This is a genomic window from Streptomyces sp. NPDC050264 (assembly GCF_040655895.1).
GTDB lineage: Bacteria > Actinomycetota > Actinomycetes > Streptomycetales > Streptomycetaceae > Streptomyces.
Window position 1 is genome coordinate 201,108 of sequence record NZ_JBFAKV010000009.1, and the last position, 17,275, is coordinate 218,382.

A 17,275-nucleotide genomic window follows, 5' to 3' on the forward strand; every position below is an offset into this window, starting at 1 on the left:
CCGGGTCCCGGCTCATGGTCGGTCGCGGGCCCGGTGGGGGCTGGTCGCGCGCCCCTGAAATGCGCACTGCGTGCGCCATTTCGGGGGCGAACCCGCTAACCGGGAATGTTGTCGAACGGTGCCGTCAACTGCCGTAGCAGCGAGGCCAGTTCGGAGCGGTCGGTGCGGGAGAGTTCCGCCAGGATCGCCCGTTCCTGCGCGAGGAGGCCGGCCAGGGCCTGGTCCGCGCGGTCGCGGCCCTCTTCCGTGAGCCGGACCAGGACGCCACGGCGGTCGCTGGGGTCCGGGAGGCGTTCGACGAGGCCCTTCTTGGTGAGCCGGTCGATGCGATTGGTCATCGTGCCGGACGTCACCAGGGTCTGGGTGAGCAACTGCCCGGGGGAGAGCTGATACGGCTCCCCGGCGCGCCGCAGCGACGTCAGGACGTCGAACTCCCACGGCTCCAGCTGGTGCTCGGAGAACGCGAGGCGGCGGGCGCGGTCGAGATGGCGCGCGAGTCTGCTGACCCGACTGAGCACCTCAAGGGGCTCCACGTCGAGGTCGGGGCGCTCTCGGCGCCACGCTGCGACCAGACGGTCGACCTCGTCCTCCATGCCGATCAGTGTAGAGGGTGTGTCGACATGAAGTCTCTTGACGTCGAGTCTCTTGACATCGAGAGATCGGATTCGGGACGCTGGAGACATGACGAGCACCTCTCCCACCTGGGACCCCCAGCAGTACCTGCGCCACGCCGACCACCGCGGCCGCCCCTACGCCGACCTGCTCGCCCGCGTCCCGGCCCTGCCCCGCGAACCGGCCCGCATCGCCGACCTGGGCTGCGGCCCCGGCAACGTCACGACACTGCTCGCCGACCGCTGGCCCACCGCGCACATCACCGGCTACGACAACTCACCCGAGATGCTGGCCAGGACCGAACCGTACGCAGGACCCACGGCCGGCGGCGGGCACCTCGACTTCGCCCACGCCGACGTGGCGCACTGGACGCCCACCGAGACGTACGACCTGATCGCATCGAACGCGACGTTGCAGTGGGTCCCGGGCCACGCCGACGCCTTCCCCCGTCTGCTCCACGGGCTCGCGCCCGGCGGCACCTTCGCCTTCCAGGTGCCCGGCAACTTCGCGGCGCCCAGCCACGCCCTGATGCGCGAACTCGCCGAGTCCGCACCCTGGCGGGACCGGCTCGCGGGAGTCCTGCGGCACGCCGACGCGGTGCTCACGCCCCCCGCCTACCTGGAACGGCTCGCGGACCTCGGCTGCGCGGTCGACGCGTGGGAGACGACGTACGCGCATCTGCTGACCGGCGCCGACCCGGTCCTGGACTGGGTCAAGGGGACCGGCCTGCGACCCGTGCTCACCGCCCTCGCCGACGACCCCGAGGCGCGCGACGCGTTCGTCACCGACTACCGCGACCTGCTGCGCGAGGCCTACCCGGCGACACCGCACGGCACGGTGCTGCCGTTCCGCCGGATCTTCGTGGTGGCGGTCAAGCCGACGTGATCGAGGCACTGGACCACGTCCAACTCGCGGCGCCCGTGGGCAGCGAGGCGCTCCTGCGCGCCTTCTACGTCGACGTCCTCGGCATGACCGAGACGCCCAAGCCGCGCGCGCTCGCGGCGCGCGGAGGCTGCTGGTTCGAGGCCGGGAACGCCCGGCTGCACCTCGGGACCGAGGGCCCTTTCCGGCCCGCGCGCAAGGCCCATCCCGGGCTGCGGGTACGGGACATCGAGGCCTGCGCGCGACGGCTCGCGGAGCGTGGCGCCACGGTCATCTGGGACGAACTGCTCCCCGGGCACCGGCGGTTCTACTGTGCCGACCCCGTCGGCAACCGGCTCGAATTCCTGGAGCCCTCGGACGCGTAGGCCCCCGGCGTCGTGCCGAACGCGGCGCGGAACGCGTGGATGAACGCGCTGGGGGAGCTGTACCCGCACTCCGCCGCGACCCGCGTGACCGGTGCGCCCGCGGCGAGCCGGGCCAGCGCGTGGTGCAGCCGCAGCTGGGTCCGCCACTGCGGGAACGTCATCCCCGTACGGGACCGGAACAGCCGGCTGAGCGTGCGCTCCGAGGCGCCGATCGCCCCGCCCAGTTCGGCCAGGGAGCGCGGGTCGCCGGGTTCCCCGTGCAGGATCCGGGCGATGTCCGCGAGGCGCGGGTCGTCCGGGGTGGGCAGGTGGGCCCGGAGCGTCTCCACCCGCTCCAACTGGTCCAGGGCGACCGCCTTCAGGTTCCGGCGCGGGCCCGGGGCCAGTCCGCCGTCGTCGGTCAGCGCGGCGACGACCTCGCGCAGCAGCGGCGTCACCGACAGGACGGCGGGGCGGTCCAGGCCGAGCGGGTTCTGTTCCTCGTCGAAGGCCACCGCCCGCAGCTCCGTCGGGCCGAGCGCCTCGTGCCCGTGCGGCACCCGCGCCGGCAGCCACACCGCCCGGTGCGGCGGCACCATCCAGTCGCCGTGCGCGGTCCGTACGCGCAGCACGCCCCGGTGCGGAAAGTAGAGCTGGTGGTCGTCGTGCAGGTGCCAGTCGATCCGCTGCCCGTGGGCCAGCGGCACCCGGGACGTGCCCGAAGGGTCATGGCGGACGGTCGGCATAAGACGGCAGACTATTGCCGGCCCGCCGTGCGGGGCGAGCGGAATTCTTGCGGCATGCCCCAGCCAGTGCCCCGTACCGCGAAGGCTTCGCGCTCCGTGGCGCTCTTCGGGGCGCTCACCTTCGTGGAGCTGTACTGGATCCGGCATCTGCCCGCCGGGCGGATCGCCGACCGGATCGTGATGGTGCGCACGGTGCAGCTGGGCTCCGCGCTGACCGTGCCGTCGCCGGTGGCCCTGCGTCTCGTCCCCGGGGCCGTCGCGCCACTGGTCACCGTGCTGTTCGCCGGGGTCGCGCCGAACATTCCGTGGTGGCGCTCGGTGCGGGTCTGTCGCTGAGGGAGCCTGGCGACGCGCCTGCGCCGCAGGTTCTCCCGACGTCGGGCGGGTGCCGCTCTCGTCGTGGCTGGTCGCGCGGTTCCCCGCGCCTGTGAGATGCGCACTTCGTGCGTCATCTCACAGGGCAGCGGCGAAGCCGCACGCTCTCGGGCGCAGGCCCGGGCTAACTCTTCCGGTGACCTATCAGGCGCGGCTTCGGCTCCAGGCCGTCCAGGCCGTGCCACGCCAGATTCACCAGATGGGCGGCGACCTCCGCCTTCTTGGGCTTGCGGGCGTCCAGCCACCACTGGCCCGTCAGCGCGACCATGCCGACCAGCGCCTGCGCGTACAGCGGGGCGAGCTTGGAGTCGAAGCCGCGGGCCTTGAACTCACGGCCCAGGATGTCCTCGACCTGCGTGGCGATGTCGGAGATCAGCGACGCGAAGGAACCCGTCGACTGCGGGATGGGGGAGTCACGGACGAGGATGCGGAAACCGTCCGTGTACTCCTCGATGTAGTCGAGGAGCGCGAACGCGGCCTGCTCGCACAGCTCGCGCGGATGGCCGGCCGTCAGCGAACCGGTCACCATGTCCAGGAGCTGGCGCATCTCCCGGTCCACGACGACCGCGTACAGGCCCTCCTTGCCGCCGAAGTGCTCGTACACCACCGGCTTGGAGACCCCGGCCCTCGCCGCGATCTCCTCCACCGACGTGCCCTCGAAACCCTTGGCGGCGAAGAGCGTGCGACCGATCTCCAGCAGTTGCTGGCGGCGCTCGGCCCCCGTCATCCGCGTACGGCGCGCACGCCGCGGCTTGTCGGGCCTGTCGCTGCTCGCATTGCTCGGGGTGCTTGAGTCGGTCGCCACGCGTCCCATCATGCCGTGCCGGGGTCACCCCGCGTCGGCGGCCTCGGATCCTGTGAACATTCCCCCGCCCGCGCTGCGGGCGGACGACGGGGCATTGTTCACAGGATCTCAGTCATGCGTCGCGCGGCCACCCGCTCCTTCGACGGCCAGCGCACGTCATGCGCCCAGCCCAGCTGCTCGAACCAGCGGATGAGGCGGGCCGAGGAGTCGACCTGGCCGCGCAGCACCCCGTGGCGCGCCGACGTGGGGTCGGCGTGGTGCAGGTTGTGCCAGGACTCGCCGCAGGACAGCACGGCCAGCCACCACACGTTGCCCGAGCGGTCGCGGGACTTGAAGGGGCGCTTGCCGACCGCGTGGCAGATCGAGTTGATCGACCAGGTCACGTGGTGCAGCAGCGCCACCCGCACGAGCGAGCCCCAGAAGAACGCCGTGAACGCGCCCCACCACGACATCGTCACCAGACCGCCGATCAGCGCGGGCAGGAACAGCGACAGCATCGTCCATGCGATGAACTGGCGGGAGACCGCGCGGATCGCCGGGTCCTTGATCAGGTCCGGCGCGTACTTCTCCTGCGAGGTCTGCTCCTCGTCGAACATCCAGCCCATGTGCGCCCACCACAGGCCCTTCATCAGGGCCGGCACGGTCTCCCCGTACCGCCACGGCGAGTGCGGGTCACCCTCCGCGTCGGAGAACTTGTGGTGCTTGCGGTGGTCCGCGACCCAGCGCACCAGCGGTCCCTCGACCGCCATCGAACCGGCGACGGCGAGCGCGACGCGCAGCGGGCGCTTCGCCTTGAAGGAACCGTGCGTGAAGTAGCGGTGGAAGCCGATCGTGATGCCGTGGCAGCCCAGGTAGTAGAAGAAGACGAGCAGCCCGAGGTCGAGCCAGCTGACCCCCCAGCCCCAGGCCAGCGGCACCGCCGCGAGCACGGCCAGGAACGGTACGACGATGAACAGGAGCAGCGTGAGCTGCTCCACGGAACGCTTGCGCTCACCGCCGAGCGTCGCCGACACCGGTGGGCCGGAGGTGGGTCCGGGCGCCCCCTCCGGGACGTCGTCGATCACATCGGAACGTGTGGCCATGGGAGTCCCCTGTACGTCGAGGGTTGAGAGGGTCTGTGATGGGTCAGGAGATCAACGGAGATCCGCGGAAGAGAGCCTTCGTCATTCCTACGGTTCCGTAACTTACGGGGTCGTAAGCATCGCGGCGCGTATCCGGATGCCGCGAGGCCCCGGAGAGTGCCGAGAGCGCGGGCACATATCCTTGGACACGGTCGGACAGCGCGGTCCGCTCTGAATCTCCACCTGGGACTACTACCCGGTTCCGGGGACTCCTCCCTCCAGACGAGCTTCACCACTGCAAGGAGCCGCACCTGTGAGCAGTGCCGACGAATCGACCGCCCCGACGAGCACCAGCGCCGAGCTGCGCGCCGACATCCGCCGTCTCGGTGATCTGCTGGGCGAGACCCTCGTACGACAGGAGGGGCCCGAGCTCCTCGAACTCGTCGAGAAGGTCCGCCGCCTGACGCGTGAGGACGGCGAGGCCGCCGCCGAGCTGCTGCGCGGAACCGAACTGGAGACGGCGGCCAAGCTGGTCCGCGCCTTCTCCACCTACTTCCACCTCGCCAACGTGACCGAGCAGGTGCACCGAGGCCGCGAGCTGCGTGCCAAGCGCGCCGACGAGGGCGGTCTGCTCGCCCGTACCGCGGACCGCCTCAAGGACGCCGACCCGGACCACCTGCGCGAGACCGTGCGGAACCTCAACGTGCGCCCCGTCTTCACGGCCCACCCGACCGAGGCCGCCCGGCGCTCGGTACTGAACAAGCTGCGCCGGATCGCCACGCTCCTGGAGACGCCGGTCCTGGAGACCGACCGCCGCCGCTACGACACCCGTCTCGCCGAGAACATCGACCTGGTGTGGCAGACGGACGAGCTGCGCGTGGTGCGCCCCGAGGTCACCGACGAATCGCGGAACGCGATCTACTACCTCGACGAGCTGCACGCCGGAGCCGTCGGCGACGTCCTGGAGGACCTCACCGCCGAGCTGGAGCGCGTCGGCGTCACCCTCCCCGACGAGACCCGCCCGCTCACCTTCGGCACCTGGATCGGCGGCGACCGCGACGGCAACCCGAACGTCACCCCGCAGGTGACCTGGGACGTCCTGATCCTGCAGCACGAGCACGGCATCAACGACGCGCTCGACCTGATCGACGAGCTGCGCGGCTTCCTGTCGAACTCGATCCGCTACACCGGCGCCACCGAGGAGCTGCTCACCTCGCTCCAGTGCGACCTGGAGCGGCTGCCGGAGATCAGCCCCCGCTACAAGCGGCTGAACTCCGAGGAGCCCTACCGGCTCAAGGCGACCGCGATCCGGCAGAAGCTGGAGAACACCAAGGAGCGGCTCGCCAGGAACACCCCGCACGTCGACGGCCGCGACTACCTCGGCACCGCCGAACTGCTGCGCGACCTCACCCTCATCCAGACCTCGCTGCGCGAGCACCGCGGCGGCCTCTTCGCCGACGGCCGGATGAACCGGACGATCCGCACGCTCTCCGCGTTCGGCCTGCAGCTGGCCACGATGGACGTACGCGAGCACGCGGACGCCCACCACCACGCCCTCGGCCAGCTCTTCGACCGGCTCGGCGAGGAGTCCTGGCGCTACGCCGACATGCCCCGCGACTACCGCGGCAAGCTGCTCGCCAAGGAGCTCAGGTCGCGGCGCCCGCTCGCCCCGACCCCGGCGCCGCTCGACGCGGCCGGCGAGAAGACCCTCGGTGTGTTCCACACGGTGAAGAAGGCCCTCGACGTGTTCGGGCCCGAGGTCATCGAGTCGTACATCATCTCGATGTGCCAGGGCGCCGACGACGTCCTGGCCGCGACCGTCCTCGCCCGCGAGGCCGGACTCATCGACCTGCACGCCGGCTGGGCGAAGATCGGCATCGTGCCGCTCCTGGAGACGACGGACGAGCTCAAGGCCGCCGACACGATCCTGGAGGACATGCTCTCCGACCCGTCCTACCGGCGCCTCGTCGCGCTCAACGGGGACGTGCAGGAGGTCATGCTCGGCTACTCCGACTCCTCGAAGTTCGGCGGCATCACCACCTCGCAGTGGGAGATCCACCGCGCCCAGCGCCGGCTGCGCGACGTCGCCCACCGCTACGGCGTGCGCCTGCGCCTCTTCCACGGCCGCGGCGGCACCGTCGGCCGCGGCGGCGGCCCCTCGCACGACGCGATCCTCGCCCAGCCCTGGGGAACCCTGGAGGGCGAGATCAAGGTGACCGAGCAGGGCGAGGTCATCAGCGACAAGTACCTGGTGCCTTCGCTGGCCCGGGAGAACCTGGAACTGACCGTCGCGGCCACCCTGCAGGCCTCCGCCCTGCACACCGCGCCGCGCCAGTCCGACGAGGCGCTCGCCCGCTGGGACGCGGCCATGGACGTCGTCTCGGACGCCGCGCACGACGCGTACCGCAAGCTCGTGCAGGACCCGGACCTGTCGCCGTACTTCCTCGCCTCGACCCCGGTCGACCAGCTCGCCGACCTGCACCTGGGCTCCCGGCCCTCCCGACGCCCCGGCTCGGACGCCTCGCTCGACGGCCTGCGCGCCATCCCGTGGGTGTTCGGCTGGACGCAGTCGCGGCAGATCGTGCCCGGCTGGTACGGCGTGGGCAGCGGTCTGAAGGCGCTGCGCGAGACGGGCCTGGACAGCGTGCTCGACGAGATGCACGAGCGCTGGCACTTCTTCCAGAACTTCATCTCCAACGTCGAGATGACGCTCGCCAAGACCGACCTGCGGATCGCCCGGCACTACGTCGACACCCTCGTGCCCGACGAGCTCAAGCACATCTTCGCCGACATCGAGGCCGAGCACGAGCTGACCGTCCGCGAGGTGCTGCGGATCACCGGGGAGACCGAACTCCTGGACGCGCACCCGGTGTTGAAGCAGACCTTCGACATCCGCGACGCCTACCTCGACCCGATCTCCTACCTCCAGGTCGCCCTGCTCAAGCGGCAGCGCGACGCGGCCGCCGCCGGCCAGGAGCCCGACCCGACCCTCGGCCGGGCCCTGCTCCTCACGGTGAACGGCGTCGCCGCCGGCCTGCGCAACACCGGCTGACAGCTATACCAGGCTGACGGTGACGAACGCCGCCGTCAGCAGCAGGAAACCGGCGCCTGACGTGATCCACGCCAGGCGCCGGTTCAGCATTCCGCCCGCGAGCACCACGGACGCCAGCAGCAGCGCACCGCCCAGCGGCATCCAGGAACCGAAGAACCCCGCCGTACCCGACCGCACCGCCTGCCGCGTGCCCGGTTTGACGACGACGGGGATGCGGGCGCCCTTCTTCACACCGACCGAGCGCCGGATCGACACGTCCGCGCCGCCGCCCGAGGCCAGCGGACCGCTGCACGAGCCGCCCGCGCACCGCGCCACCACCAGCTCACCGTGCTGGCGCCCCTTGGGGAACACCACGTGCTGCGCCGCGCCCCACGACGCCCAGAACCCCGCCACCACCAGGAGCAGGGCGAGGGCCAACGCCGCCACCCGCCGGGACACCGACATCGCTGAAGCCATGGCCGTGATCTTTGGCCATGCATACGCGTACGGTCAACACTCGGCGCCGTCCCGGAACGCTCTCAGGAGTTGTACGACGACTGCGCGCGCTCCAGGCCCTCGATGACGAGCGCCTCCACCGCGTCGGCCGCCCGGTCCACGAAGTAGTCCAGCTCCTTGCGCTCCGCCGACGAGAAGTCCTTGAGGACGAAGTCCGCGACCTGCATCCGCCCCGGCGGCCGGCCGATCCCGAACCGCACCCGGTGGTAGTCGGGTCCCATCGCCTTGGTCATCGACTTCAGCCCGTTGTGCCCGTTGTCGCCGCCGCCCAGCTTCAGGCGCAGCACCCCGTAGTCGATGTCCAGCTCGTCGTGGACGGCCACGATCCGGTCCGTCGGCACCTTGTAGAAGTCGCGCAGCGCCGTCACCGGACCGCCGGAGACGTTCATGTACGACATCGGCTTCGCGAGGATCACGCGCCGGCTCGCGAGTCCGGGAGGGCCGATCCGGCCCTCCACGACCTGGGCCTGCCCCTTCGTCGCCCGCTTGAACTTGGCACCCATCCGGCGCGCCAGCAGATCGGCCACCATGAAGCCGACGTTGTGGCGGTTCATCGCGTACTCGGGGCCGGGGTTGCCGAGCCCGGCGATCAGCCAGGGAGCGTTGTCGTCGGACATGCACATTCCTCACGCGCGTACGTACGGGACATCGTTGCGGCCGGATACCGCCGGATACAGCGGTACGGGGTGGCAGGCCGTGCCTGCCACCCCGTACAACAGCTCAGAAGCCGAAGGCTCAGGCCTCCGCGGACTCGTCGCTCTCGGCGGCGGCCTCTTCGGCCTGCGCGGCCAGGACCTGCAGCACGATGGCGTCCTCGTCGACGGCGAGCGTGGTGCCGGCCGGCAGCTTGATGTCCTTGGCGTGCACGGCGTCACCGGCGTCCAGGCCCGCGATCGAGATGACGACCGACTCGGGGATGTGCGTGGCCTCGGTCTCGACGGCCAGCGTGTTCAGCACGTACTCGAGCAGGTTGCTGCCCGCGGCGAGCTCGCCCTCGGCGACGATCGGGAGCTCGACGGTGACCTTCTCGCCGAGCTTCACGAGGAGCAGGTCGACGTGCTCGAGGAAGCCCTTCAGCGGGTCGCGCTGCACGGCCTTCGGGATGGCCAGCTGGGTCGTGCCGTCGATGTCCAGGGAGAGCAGGACGTTCGGCGTACGCAGGGCGAGCAGCAGCTCGTGGCCCGGCAGCGTGATGTGGATGGTCTCGCCACCGTGACCGTAGACGACGGCCGGAACCTTGCTCTCGCGGCGGATGCGGCGGGCAGCGCCCTTGCCGAACTCGGTACGGACCTCGCTGGCGAGCTTGACCTCGGACATGCGCTCTCAACTCCTCGTAGAACTGGGGTAAAACCAGAGAAAGGTGGTCACCCGGCCACGAAACGGCCTGCTACGAAGAGCGCGTCGATAACGGATCGCCGTACAGAAAAGTACGGCCTCCCTCGCCGAGCAACTTTGGCAGTCTACTCGGCGAGGGAGGCCGTACCCAAATGGATCTTCAGTTACGAGATCCCCGGCAGGATCAGGCTTCGCCCTCGAAGAGGCTGGTCACCGAGCCGTCCTGGAAGACCTCGCGCACCGCGGAGGCGATCGTCGGGGCGATCGACAGGACCGTGATCTTGTCGAGCTCCAGCTCGTTCGGCGTCGGCAGCGTGTTCGTGAAGACGAACTCGCTCACCTTCGAGTTCTTCAGCCGGTCCGCGGCCGGACCGGACAGCACGCCGTGCGTGGCCGTCACGATGACGTCCTCGGCGCCGTGCGCGAACAGCGCGTCCGCGGCGGCGCAGATCGTGCCGCCCGTGTCGATCATGTCGTCGACCAGGACACAGACCCGGCCCTCCACGTCACCGACGACCTCGTGCACGGTGACCTGGTTGGCGACGTCCTTGTCGCGGCGCTTGTGCACGATCGCCAGCGGAGCGCCGAGGCGGTCGCACCAGCGGTCGGCGACGCGCACGCGGCCGGCGTCGGGGGAGACGACGGTCAGCTTCGCGCGGTCCACCTTCGCGCCCACGTAGTCCGCCAGGATCGGCAGCGCGAACAGGTGGTCCACCGGGCCGTCGAAGAAGCCCTGGATCTGGTCCGTGTGCAGATCCACGGTCAGGATCCGGTCGGCACCCGCGGTCGCCATCAGGTCCGCGATCAGGCGCGCCGAGATCGGTTCACGTCCGCGGTGCTTCTTGTCCTGCCGCGCGTAACCGTAGAACGGCACGATGACCGTGATGGAGCGGGCCGACGCGCGCTTCAACGCGTCGATCATGATCAACTGCTCCATGATCCACTTGTTGATCGGAGCGGTGTGGCTCTGGATCAGGAAGCAGTCGGCGCCGCGAGCGGACTCCTGATAACGGACGTAGATCTCGCCGTTGGCGAAATCGAAAGCTTTGGTCGGGACGATCCCGACACCGAGCTGGTGCGCGATCTCCTCGGCAAGCTCGGGGTGGGCGCGGCCAGAGAAGAACATCATCTTCTTCTCGCCCTGCGTCTTGATCCCGGTCACAGCACTAGTCTCCTCAGACGAGTTCGTCCGCCGCAGCTGCCCGCGCGTCCCTATAGCAGCGAGCCAGGCGAATCGTGAGCATCTATCACGGTACGCCGTGTCGGACGCACCTGTTTCCGGTCAGCCTTCGCTGCCCGGCTCCCGGGCGGCCGCCTCGGCCGCCCTCGCGGCCGCGCTCCCCGGACGCTTACGGGCCACCCAACCCTCGATATTCCTTTGCTGGCCCCGGGCCACGGCCAGTGAACCGGCCGCCACATCCTTCGTGATGACCGAGCCCGCGGCGGTGTACGCACCGTCCCCGACCGTGACAGGCGCCACAAACATGTTGTCCGCGCCGGTCCTGCAATGCGACCCGATCGTGGAGTGGTGCTTGTCCTGACCGTCGTAGTTCACGAACACGCTCGCCGCGCCGATGTTGGTGAAGTCGCCGATCGTCGCGTCGCCCACGTAGGACAGGTGCGGCACCTTCGTGCCCTCGCCGAGCGTCGCCTTCTTCAACTCGACGTACGTGCCGACCTTCGACTTGGCGCCGAGACGCGTCCCCGGGCGCAGATACGCGAACGGACCGACGCTCGCCTGCGGGCCGATCTCCGCGCCGTCGGAGACCGTGTTGTCCACCCGGGCTCCCGCGCCCACCGCGGTGTCCGTGAGGCGCGTGTTGGGCCCGACGACGGAACCCTCGCCGAGGTGCGTCGCGCCGTGCAGCTGCGTGCCCGGCAGGATCGTCGCGTCCCGGTCGAAGGTCACCGTCACGTCGATGAACGTGCCGGCCGGATCGACGATCGTGACGCCGTCCAGCATCGCGCGCTCCAGAAGCCGGTCGTTGAGCGTGCGACGCGCCTCGGCAAGCTGTACGCGGTTGTTGATGCCGGCGATCTCGCGGTGGTCGCGGGCCACGGACGCGCCGACCCGGTGCCCGGCCGCGCGCAGGATCCCCAGCACGTCCGTGAGGTACTCCTCGCCCTGGCTGTTGTCCGTACGCACCTTCTTCAGCGCGTCGGCGAGCAGCCGGCCGTCGAACGCGAAGACACCCGAGTTGATCTCGGTGATCGCGCGCTGCGCCTCGGTGGCGTCCTTGTGCTCGACGATCGCCGTGACGGTGCCGGAGACGCTGTCGCGGACGATGCGGCCGTAGCCGGTGGCGTCGGGGACGTCGGCCGTCAGCACGGTCACGGCGTTGCCGTCGGCGGAGTGCGTGGCGGCGAGCGTGGTCAGGGTCCCGCCGGTCAGCAGCGGGGTGTCGCCGCAGACGACCACGACGGTCCCGTCGAGCGCGCCCTCGGGCGTGAGGCCCTCCAGGCCCATCCGCACGGCGTGCCCCGTGCCGTTCTGCTCGGCCTGCACGGCGGTGCGGGCCGCGGGGTCGACGGCTCCCACGTGCGCGGCGACCTTCTCGCGCTCGTGCCCCACGACCACGACGAGCCGCTCAGGGTCCAACTCGCGCGAAGCGGCCAGTACATGTCCGACCAGCGAGCGGCCACAGAGATCGTGCAGGACTTTGGGAGTGGCCGATTTCATACGGGTGCCCTCACCCGCTGCGAGAACGACGACGGCGGCCGGGCGATTGGCGCTCACGGGTGTGCCCTTCGGCTTCGAATGGGGTGGACATCCGCAGGATACCGGGGCGTTCGAGAGGAGAAATGGGGGCGGGGCCCGACCGATGGCCGGGCCCCGGACCGCGCAGGCTCCCCCGCCAGGACTTGAACCCGGACAGATGGCACCAAAAGCCACAGTGCTGCCAATTACACCACGGGGGAACAACTCGGTTAAACCGGACATTACGTCGGTTCGCCGAGTGGGCACCCAACACTATGCCGTACCCGATGCCCTCGATGCGACGGTACAACTCGGCCCTCCGGCCGACGCGGTGGCGGGCCGGTAAGTAAAACTCGCCGGAAAACGGGCGGTGTGCGCCCGTAGGCTGGAGGCATGACCGCGACGGGGGAAGTTCACCGAGCCACGGCCGGGGGGCGTGGTGGTGGGATCGGTGGCGCAGTGCCGGGCTGGATGTGGGGCTCGCGGCGGCGTCCGCCACGGAGTGTGCGTTCGAGGGAGTGCCGTTCGCGCACAAGGCCGGGCTGCCGGTCTGGATGGGAATCGTCTTCGGCGTGCTGACCGGCGCGACGCTGCTGTTGCGCAGACGGTGGCCGATCGCCGTGGTGCTGGTCTCGGTGGCGGTGACACCGGCCCAGATGGGCATCATGCTCACCGTCGTCGGGCTGTACTCGCTGGCCGCCTCCGAGATGCCGCGCCGGATCATCGGCGCCCTGGCGGGGATGTCGTTCGTCGGGACGCTGATCGTCTCGGTGGTCCGGGCCCAGCAGGACATGGTGCACAGCGAGCGGTTCCAGGTGGGCGGCTGGTTCGTACCGTTCGTCGCCATCACCACGTCGCTGGGTGTGACGGCGCCGCCGTTGCTGCTCGGGCTGTACGTGGGTGCGCGGCGGCGGCTGATGGAGTCGCTGCGGGAGCGGAACGAGTCGCTGGAGCGGGAGCTGTCGCTGCTCGCGGAGCGGGCCGAGGAGCGGGCCGAGTGGGCGCGGGGTGAGGAGCGCACGCGGATCGCGCGGGAGATGCACGACGTGGTGGCGCACCGGGTGTCGTTGATGGTGGTGCACGCGGCGGCGCTGCAGGCGGTGGCCAGGAAGGACCCCGAGAAGGCGGTGAAGAACGCGGCGCTGGTCGGGGACATGGGCAGACAGGCGCTGACGGAGCTGCGGGAGATGCTCGGGGTGCTGCGGGCGGGTGATCCGGTGCCGGAGCGTGGTGGCCGGGCGGTGCAGGCGGTGCCGCTGGCGGCGGTGGGGATGGCGGCCGCCGCGGCGGCGTCCCGTGCCGAGGCGGAGGAGGCCGGGGCGGTGGACGGCGGTCCGTGTCTGGCCGACCTGGACGAGTTGGTGGGGCAGTCCCGGGAGGCCGGGATGGTGGTGGAGATGACGTGGGAGGGGGAGGTGCGGGAGTACGCCGCGGTGGTGGAGCAGACCGCCTACCGGGTGGTGCAGGAGGCGTTGACGAACGTGCACAAGCACGCGGCCGGGGCGAAGACGTATGTGCGGCTGGCGCACCGGGGCGCGGAGGTGGCGATGCAGGTGGAGAACGAGCCGCCGCCGGTGCTTTCGGACGCGGCGGCGGCGGGGCTGCCGTCGGGCGGGAACGGGCTGGTCGGGATGAAGGAGCGGGTGGCCGGGATCGGCGGGGTCTTCGTGTCCGGGCCGACGGACGCGGGCGGCTTCCGGGTGTCGGCCGTGCTGCCGGCGGCGTAGCCGCGCCGGCCCCCTAGCCTCCCTGGACCGCCTGCAGCCGCGGCGGTTGTACGCCGGTGACCAGGGTCTCCAGGGCCTGGTCGATGCCGGGGCCCAGGTACCAGTCGCCGCTGTGGTCGAGGGCGTAGACGCGGCCCTCGGTGTCGATGGCCAGCAGGGCTTCCGTACCGGATTCCGCGCCGAGCGGGCAGACCTCCGTGTCCAGGGCGCGGCCGAGGTCGCCGAGGGTGCGGGCCATGTGCAGCCCGTGCAGGGGGTCGAGGTGCGGCTGGACCGGGGCTATCTGGCGGCCGGGGCCCGTGGGGGTGAGATGCAGCCCGCCGAACTCCGCCCAGGCCTCCACCGCGGCGGGGAAGACGGCGTGCCGGTGGCCCGCGGGGGAGACGTGGGTGCGCAGCGCGTCCGCCCAGAACTCGGCCTGCTTGATGTCCCAGCGTCCGGGCTGCCAGCCGGCGGCCCGCAGCGTGGCGTCGACGGGCCCGGTGAAGCGGGTGCTCGAAGTGCGCTCCACGGGTGCGGAGTTCGGCATCAGTGGGCGGCCTCGCTGTCCTCTGTGTCTGCTGTGGGGTCTACGACGCGCACGCCGAAGTGGGCGGCGAGCGCGGCGCAGGCGCGGCAGGGCCGGGCGAAGCCGCCGTGCAGCGGGTCGCCGTCCTCGCGGATGCGCCGGGTGGTCAGCTTGGCGTGCTTGAGGGCTTTGCGGGCCTCGCTCATCGTCATGGGTCTGCGCCGGGCGCGCTTGGACTTCTCGGCACGCTCGGTGTCCGTGGTCGCGAGCCGCCGCGAGATGAGGATGGCCTCGGCGCAGCGTCCGGTGAAGCGGTCCCGCTGGGCACTCGTCAGCGTATCCAGGAAATCCTGGACCAACGGGTGCAGGGCGGGCGCCAGTTCACCGCGGGCGGCGGTGGACGTGAGCGTGCTGCCGCGTACGGAGAGCGCGGCGGCGACGGCGGGCAGGATGCCGTCGCGGCGACCGCGCAGTACGGGGACGTCGTTGGGATCGGTGGCGCTCCAGCCGACGCGCGGGTCGTCGCCGGACGGCGCGTCCGTGGTTGCGGATGGCTCTGCGGTACCGCTGTGCATGTGGTGCTTCCCCTCCTGCAATCCCCCAGGTTGCCTGCACAGAGTGCCAAATGGGGCGGCTGGTGCGGAAGCCGGTACCCGTCGACACGCCCGATCGTCACGGGGTGGTGACACTGGGGTGACTGCTGGTCATGGAACCGGAGGGCCGGTGACCCGTGTCGTACAACCGCATAGGCTGTCGTTGTCCGCGATCGATACGTGTCAAAAAGCAGAGCACGGGTTCGGTACGGAACAAGAACCGTCAACAGCGCCGCAGGGGGCAACCGCCATGACGACAGGTCGGCTCGGGCAGCAGGCCGCGCCGCCGAACGCGGCTTATGCCGGGCAGGTAGTGAACTTCCCTGACCCGGTCCGCGCCGCCCGGCACCCGCGAGGGGTACGGGTGGACGGCGACGGCTATCCGGATTTCTCGGCGTACGCGCGGGCCGCGGCCGAGATCGCGGAGCCGCCCGAGGGCTTCGGCGTCGACGAACTGCGCCTCACGGACTACGTGTCGGCGAACGCCGCGCTCGCCGCGTCCGGACACGAGCTGTGGGACACGATCCCGGCGGTCGCGACACCGCACGGCTGGACCTGGCACCACGTGCGCGGCTCGCGCCGCCTGGAGCTGGTGCCCGTCGAGGTGAAGGCGTTGCTGCGGCATCACGGCGGTCTCGCGACGGCGTCCGTGGACCAGCACAAGCGGGGCACGCGTCCGCTGCAGGACACCCGGCCCGCGCACTTCGCCCTGCCGAAGTCGTCGGTGGCCGTGACCGAGCAGCAGGTGCTCGGCGTGGAGGAGGACCTCGGGTACCGGCTGCCGGGCGCGTACCGGTCGTTCCTGAAGGTGGCCGGCGGGTGCGCGCCCGTGGGGGCCGCGCTCGACGCCGAGCTGGGACTCCTCATCGACCAGCCGTTCTTCACGGTGCGCGACGAGGCCGCGGTCAACGACGTCCTCTACGTCAACAAATGTCTGCGCGATCACCTGACGAAGGACTACTTGGCGGTCGGGTTCGTGCAGGGCGGCATCCTCGCCGTGAAGGTGCGGGGCGCGGCGACCGGTTCCGTGTGGTTCTGCGCGTACGACGACGCGCGGGACGGCGGAGACCCGGCCCGCTGGTCGGCCGCCGAGCGCGTGGAGCGGCTGCTGCTCCCGTGCGGGGACGACTTCGACGTGTTCCTGTCCCGGCTGGCCGGTAATCCCCCGGAGCTGGAGACGGTGGCGAACTTGATGGTGGACGGCGGTTTCGCGAACGCCGTGCCGACGAACGCGGACGAGGGGTGAAGGTCCGATGGTGACGTTCGCGCAGGCGCAGGAGCGCGCCGAGGAATGGATCAACGGGGATGTGCCCGCCTACCAGCACCGTGAGGTGCGGGTGCGGGAGTTCGAGCTGGGTTTCGTGGTCTGGGCGGAGGACCGGGAGACCGGTCCCGTCTCCGACGGCGGCCGTCAGCGGCTCGTGCTCGCGCGGGACAGCGGTGAGGCCACGCTGTGGCCGTCGCTGCCCGTGGGCGAGGTGATCCGGCGGTACGAGGAGGAGTACGGGCTGCCGGACGCCCCGGCCGGGCCCGCCGCACCGCGGCCACCCGAGCGGGTGGACCTCAACCAGACGTCGTTCCTGCTGAGCCCGCCGGAATGGTTGCAGGAGGCGGCGGACAAGCTGGGAATCCCGGACCACCGCGCCTCGTCCACGTCGTCCCAGGCGTCCTCGCCGGCTGCCGCCGCCGAGCCGCGGGACTCCTCTCCCGCGGCGCCGGTCGGTGCCACGCCGTGGGCCGGTACGGACACGAACGGCGCGGGGGACGAGGAGGACCGCTCGGTGCCGTTGCCCGAGACGGTGTTCTCGCCGCCGCTCTCCGAGGACACGCCGCCGCCCGGCGTCACCCCGGACGCGAAGACCGCCCTGATCTCCGGTGGCAGCGGGCTGCCGCGGACGGAGGTCACCCCGCCGCTGGACGCGTCCGCGACGCCGCCACCGTCGTACGGCACCCCGCAGGGCCCCGCCGGCTCCCACACCCCGCCGCCCGCTCCGCAGTACGGCTACCCGCAAGGGCCGGCCAGCCCCGACACCCCGGCGCCG

General features: G+C 71.1%; 16 protein-coding genes, 1 tRNA gene and 2 pseudogenes. 7 read left to right on the forward strand and 12 right to left on the reverse strand.

The window, feature by feature from the left end; all coding sequences use genetic code 11:
* Positions 1-95: 95 nt before the first annotated feature.
* A complete protein-coding gene (locus AB0J02_RS18505) occupies positions 96-593 on the reverse strand; it encodes a MarR family transcriptional regulator (RefSeq protein ID WP_363194741.1) in 498 nt (165 codons plus the stop codon).
* 88 nt (positions 594-681) lie between these two features.
* On the opposite strand from AB0J02_RS18505, the gene AB0J02_RS18510 reads away from it, so the two are divergent.
* Both AB0J02_RS18510 and AB0J02_RS18515 read left to right on the forward strand, forming a co-directional pair.
* A complete protein-coding gene (locus tag AB0J02_RS18510) occupies positions 682-1,497 on the forward strand; it encodes a trans-aconitate 2-methyltransferase (protein WP_363194742.1) in 816 nt (271 codons plus the stop codon).
* Positions 1,494-1,859 (forward strand): VOC family protein, encoded by a 366-nt coding sequence (locus AB0J02_RS18515; RefSeq protein ID WP_363194743.1) that lies wholly within the window; start codon positions 1,494-1,496, stop codon positions 1,857-1,859. The genes AB0J02_RS18510 and AB0J02_RS18515 overlap by 4 nt, the downstream gene beginning before the upstream one ends.
* Here AB0J02_RS18515 and AB0J02_RS18520 read toward each other — a convergent pair.
* The gene (locus AB0J02_RS18520) at positions 1,802-2,584 is read right to left on the reverse strand and encodes a helix-turn-helix transcriptional regulator (protein WP_363194744.1); all 783 of its coding nucleotides are present in this window, start codon (positions 2,582-2,584) and stop codon (positions 1,802-1,804) included. The genes AB0J02_RS18515 and AB0J02_RS18520 overlap by 58 nt on opposite strands.
* 54 nt (positions 2,585-2,638) lie before the next feature.
* On the opposite strand from AB0J02_RS18520, the gene AB0J02_RS18525 reads away from it, so the two are divergent.
* Positions 2,639-2,920, forward strand: a complete 282-nt coding sequence (locus AB0J02_RS18525) for a hypothetical protein (RefSeq protein WP_363194745.1) — start codon at positions 2,639-2,641, stop codon at positions 2,918-2,920.
* A gap of 163 nt (positions 2,921-3,083) precedes the next feature.
* On the opposite strand, the gene AB0J02_RS18530 is transcribed toward AB0J02_RS18525, so the two are convergent.
* On the reverse strand, positions 3,084-3,776 hold the full coding sequence (locus tag AB0J02_RS18530; protein ID WP_363194746.1) for a TetR/AcrR family transcriptional regulator: 693 nt from the start codon (positions 3,774-3,776) through the stop codon (positions 3,084-3,086).
* 86 nt (positions 3,777-3,862) lie between these two features.
* A complete protein-coding gene (locus AB0J02_RS18535; protein ID WP_363194747.1) occupies positions 3,863-4,846 on the reverse strand; it encodes a fatty acid desaturase in 984 nt (327 codons plus the stop codon).
* A gap of 292 nt (positions 4,847-5,138) precedes the next feature.
* Between AB0J02_RS18535 and ppc the strand changes: the two genes are divergently transcribed.
* Positions 5,139-7,877, forward strand: coding sequence for a phosphoenolpyruvate carboxylase (gene ppc, locus AB0J02_RS18540; protein ID WP_363194748.1), 2,739 nt, complete (start codon positions 5,139-5,141; stop codon positions 7,875-7,877).
* Positions 7,878-7,880: 3 nt separating this feature from the next.
* On the opposite strand, the gene AB0J02_RS18545 is transcribed toward ppc, so the two are convergent.
* The 6 genes from AB0J02_RS18545 to AB0J02_RS18570 form a co-directional block, all read right to left on the reverse strand.
* Positions 7,881-8,333, reverse strand: a complete 453-nt coding sequence (locus tag AB0J02_RS18545; protein WP_363194749.1) for a hypothetical protein — start codon at positions 8,331-8,333, stop codon at positions 7,881-7,883.
* Positions 8,334-8,395: 62 nt separating this feature from the next.
* Entirely contained in the window at positions 8,396-8,989 is a 594-nt protein-coding gene (pth, locus tag AB0J02_RS18550) for an aminoacyl-tRNA hydrolase (RefSeq protein WP_363194750.1), read from the reverse strand.
* Between the two features lie 118 nt (positions 8,990-9,107).
* Entirely contained in the window at positions 9,108-9,689 is a 582-nt protein-coding gene (locus AB0J02_RS18555; protein ID WP_363194751.1) for a 50S ribosomal protein L25/general stress protein Ctc, read from the reverse strand.
* A 202-nt stretch (positions 9,690-9,891) separates the two neighbouring features.
* Positions 9,892-10,869 carry a ribose-phosphate diphosphokinase gene (locus AB0J02_RS18560; RefSeq protein WP_363194752.1) on the reverse strand — a complete coding sequence of 326 codons (978 nt, stop codon included), beginning with the start codon at positions 10,867-10,869 and terminating at the stop codon, positions 9,892-9,894.
* A 120-nt stretch (positions 10,870-10,989) separates the two neighbouring features.
* Complete coding sequence (glmU, locus tag AB0J02_RS18565; RefSeq protein WP_363194753.1) at positions 10,990-12,444, reverse strand: bifunctional UDP-N-acetylglucosamine diphosphorylase/glucosamine-1-phosphate N-acetyltransferase GlmU; 1,455 nt, start codon at positions 12,442-12,444, stop codon at positions 10,990-10,992.
* A 110-nt stretch (positions 12,445-12,554) separates the two neighbouring features.
* Positions 12,555-12,626: transfer RNA gene (locus AB0J02_RS18570), tRNA-Gln, on the reverse strand.
* Positions 12,627-12,798: 172 nt separating this feature from the next.
* Between AB0J02_RS18570 and AB0J02_RS18575 the strand changes: the two are divergent.
* Positions 12,799-14,132 (forward strand): annotated as a pseudogene (locus AB0J02_RS18575) (histidine kinase).
* A gap of 13 nt (positions 14,133-14,145) precedes the next feature.
* Here the strand turns inward: AB0J02_RS18575 and AB0J02_RS18580 are convergent.
* The gene (locus tag AB0J02_RS18580; protein ID WP_363194754.1) at positions 14,146-14,643 is read right to left on the reverse strand and encodes an SUKH-3 domain-containing protein; all 498 of its coding nucleotides are present in this window, start codon (positions 14,641-14,643) and stop codon (positions 14,146-14,148) included.
* Between the two features lie 17 nt (positions 14,644-14,660).
* On the reverse strand, positions 14,661-15,215 hold the full coding sequence (locus AB0J02_RS18585; protein ID WP_363194755.1) for a YwqJ-related putative deaminase: 555 nt from the start codon (positions 15,213-15,215) through the stop codon (positions 14,661-14,663).
* A 268-nt stretch (positions 15,216-15,483) separates the two neighbouring features.
* Here AB0J02_RS18585 and AB0J02_RS18590 point away from each other — a divergent pair, with 268 nt between their 5' ends.
* Both AB0J02_RS18590 and AB0J02_RS18595 read left to right on the forward strand, forming a co-directional pair.
* The gene (locus tag AB0J02_RS18590; protein ID WP_363194756.1) at positions 15,484-16,479 is read left to right on the forward strand and encodes an SMI1/KNR4 family protein; all 996 of its coding nucleotides are present in this window, start codon (positions 15,484-15,486) and stop codon (positions 16,477-16,479) included.
* A 7-nt stretch (positions 16,480-16,486) separates the two neighbouring features.
* Positions 16,487-17,275, forward strand: a pseudogene (locus AB0J02_RS18595) (hypothetical protein); the annotation flags it as partial.

Bases quoted from the DNA above. Each gene is read 5' to 3' on its own strand.
- AB0J02_RS18505 (WP_363194741.1), bottom strand. From the start codon at position 593: ATGGAGGACGAGGTCGACCGTCTGGTCGCAGCGTGGCGCCGAGAGCGC.
- AB0J02_RS18510 (WP_363194742.1), top strand. From the start codon at position 682: ATGACGAGCACCTCTCCCACCTGGGACCCCCAGCAGTACCTGCGCCAC.
- AB0J02_RS18520 (WP_363194744.1), bottom strand. From the start codon at position 2,584: ATGCCGACCGTCCGCCATGACCCTTCGGGCACGTCCCGGGTGCCGCTG.
- AB0J02_RS18525 (WP_363194745.1), top strand. From the start codon at position 2,639: ATGCCCCAGCCAGTGCCCCGTACCGCGAAGGCTTCGCGCTCCGTGGCG.
- AB0J02_RS18530 (WP_363194746.1), bottom strand. From the start codon at position 3,776: ATGATGGGACGCGTGGCGACCGACTCAAGCACCCCGAGCAATGCGAGC.
- AB0J02_RS18535 (WP_363194747.1), bottom strand. From the start codon at position 4,846: ATGGCCACACGTTCCGATGTGATCGACGACGTCCCGGAGGGGGCGCCC.
- AB0J02_RS18545 (WP_363194749.1), bottom strand. From the start codon at position 8,333: ATGGCTTCAGCGATGTCGGTGTCCCGGCGGGTGGCGGCGTTGGCCCTC.
- pth (WP_363194750.1), bottom strand. From the start codon at position 8,989: ATGTCCGACGACAACGCTCCCTGGCTGATCGCCGGGCTCGGCAACCCC.
- AB0J02_RS18555 (WP_363194751.1), bottom strand. From the start codon at position 9,689: ATGTCCGAGGTCAAGCTCGCCAGCGAGGTCCGTACCGAGTTCGGCAAG.
- AB0J02_RS18585 (WP_363194755.1), bottom strand. From the start codon at position 15,215: ATGCACAGCGGTACCGCAGAGCCATCCGCAACCACGGACGCGCCGTCC.
- AB0J02_RS18590 (WP_363194756.1), top strand. From the start codon at position 15,484: ATGACGACAGGTCGGCTCGGGCAGCAGGCCGCGCCGCCGAACGCGGCT.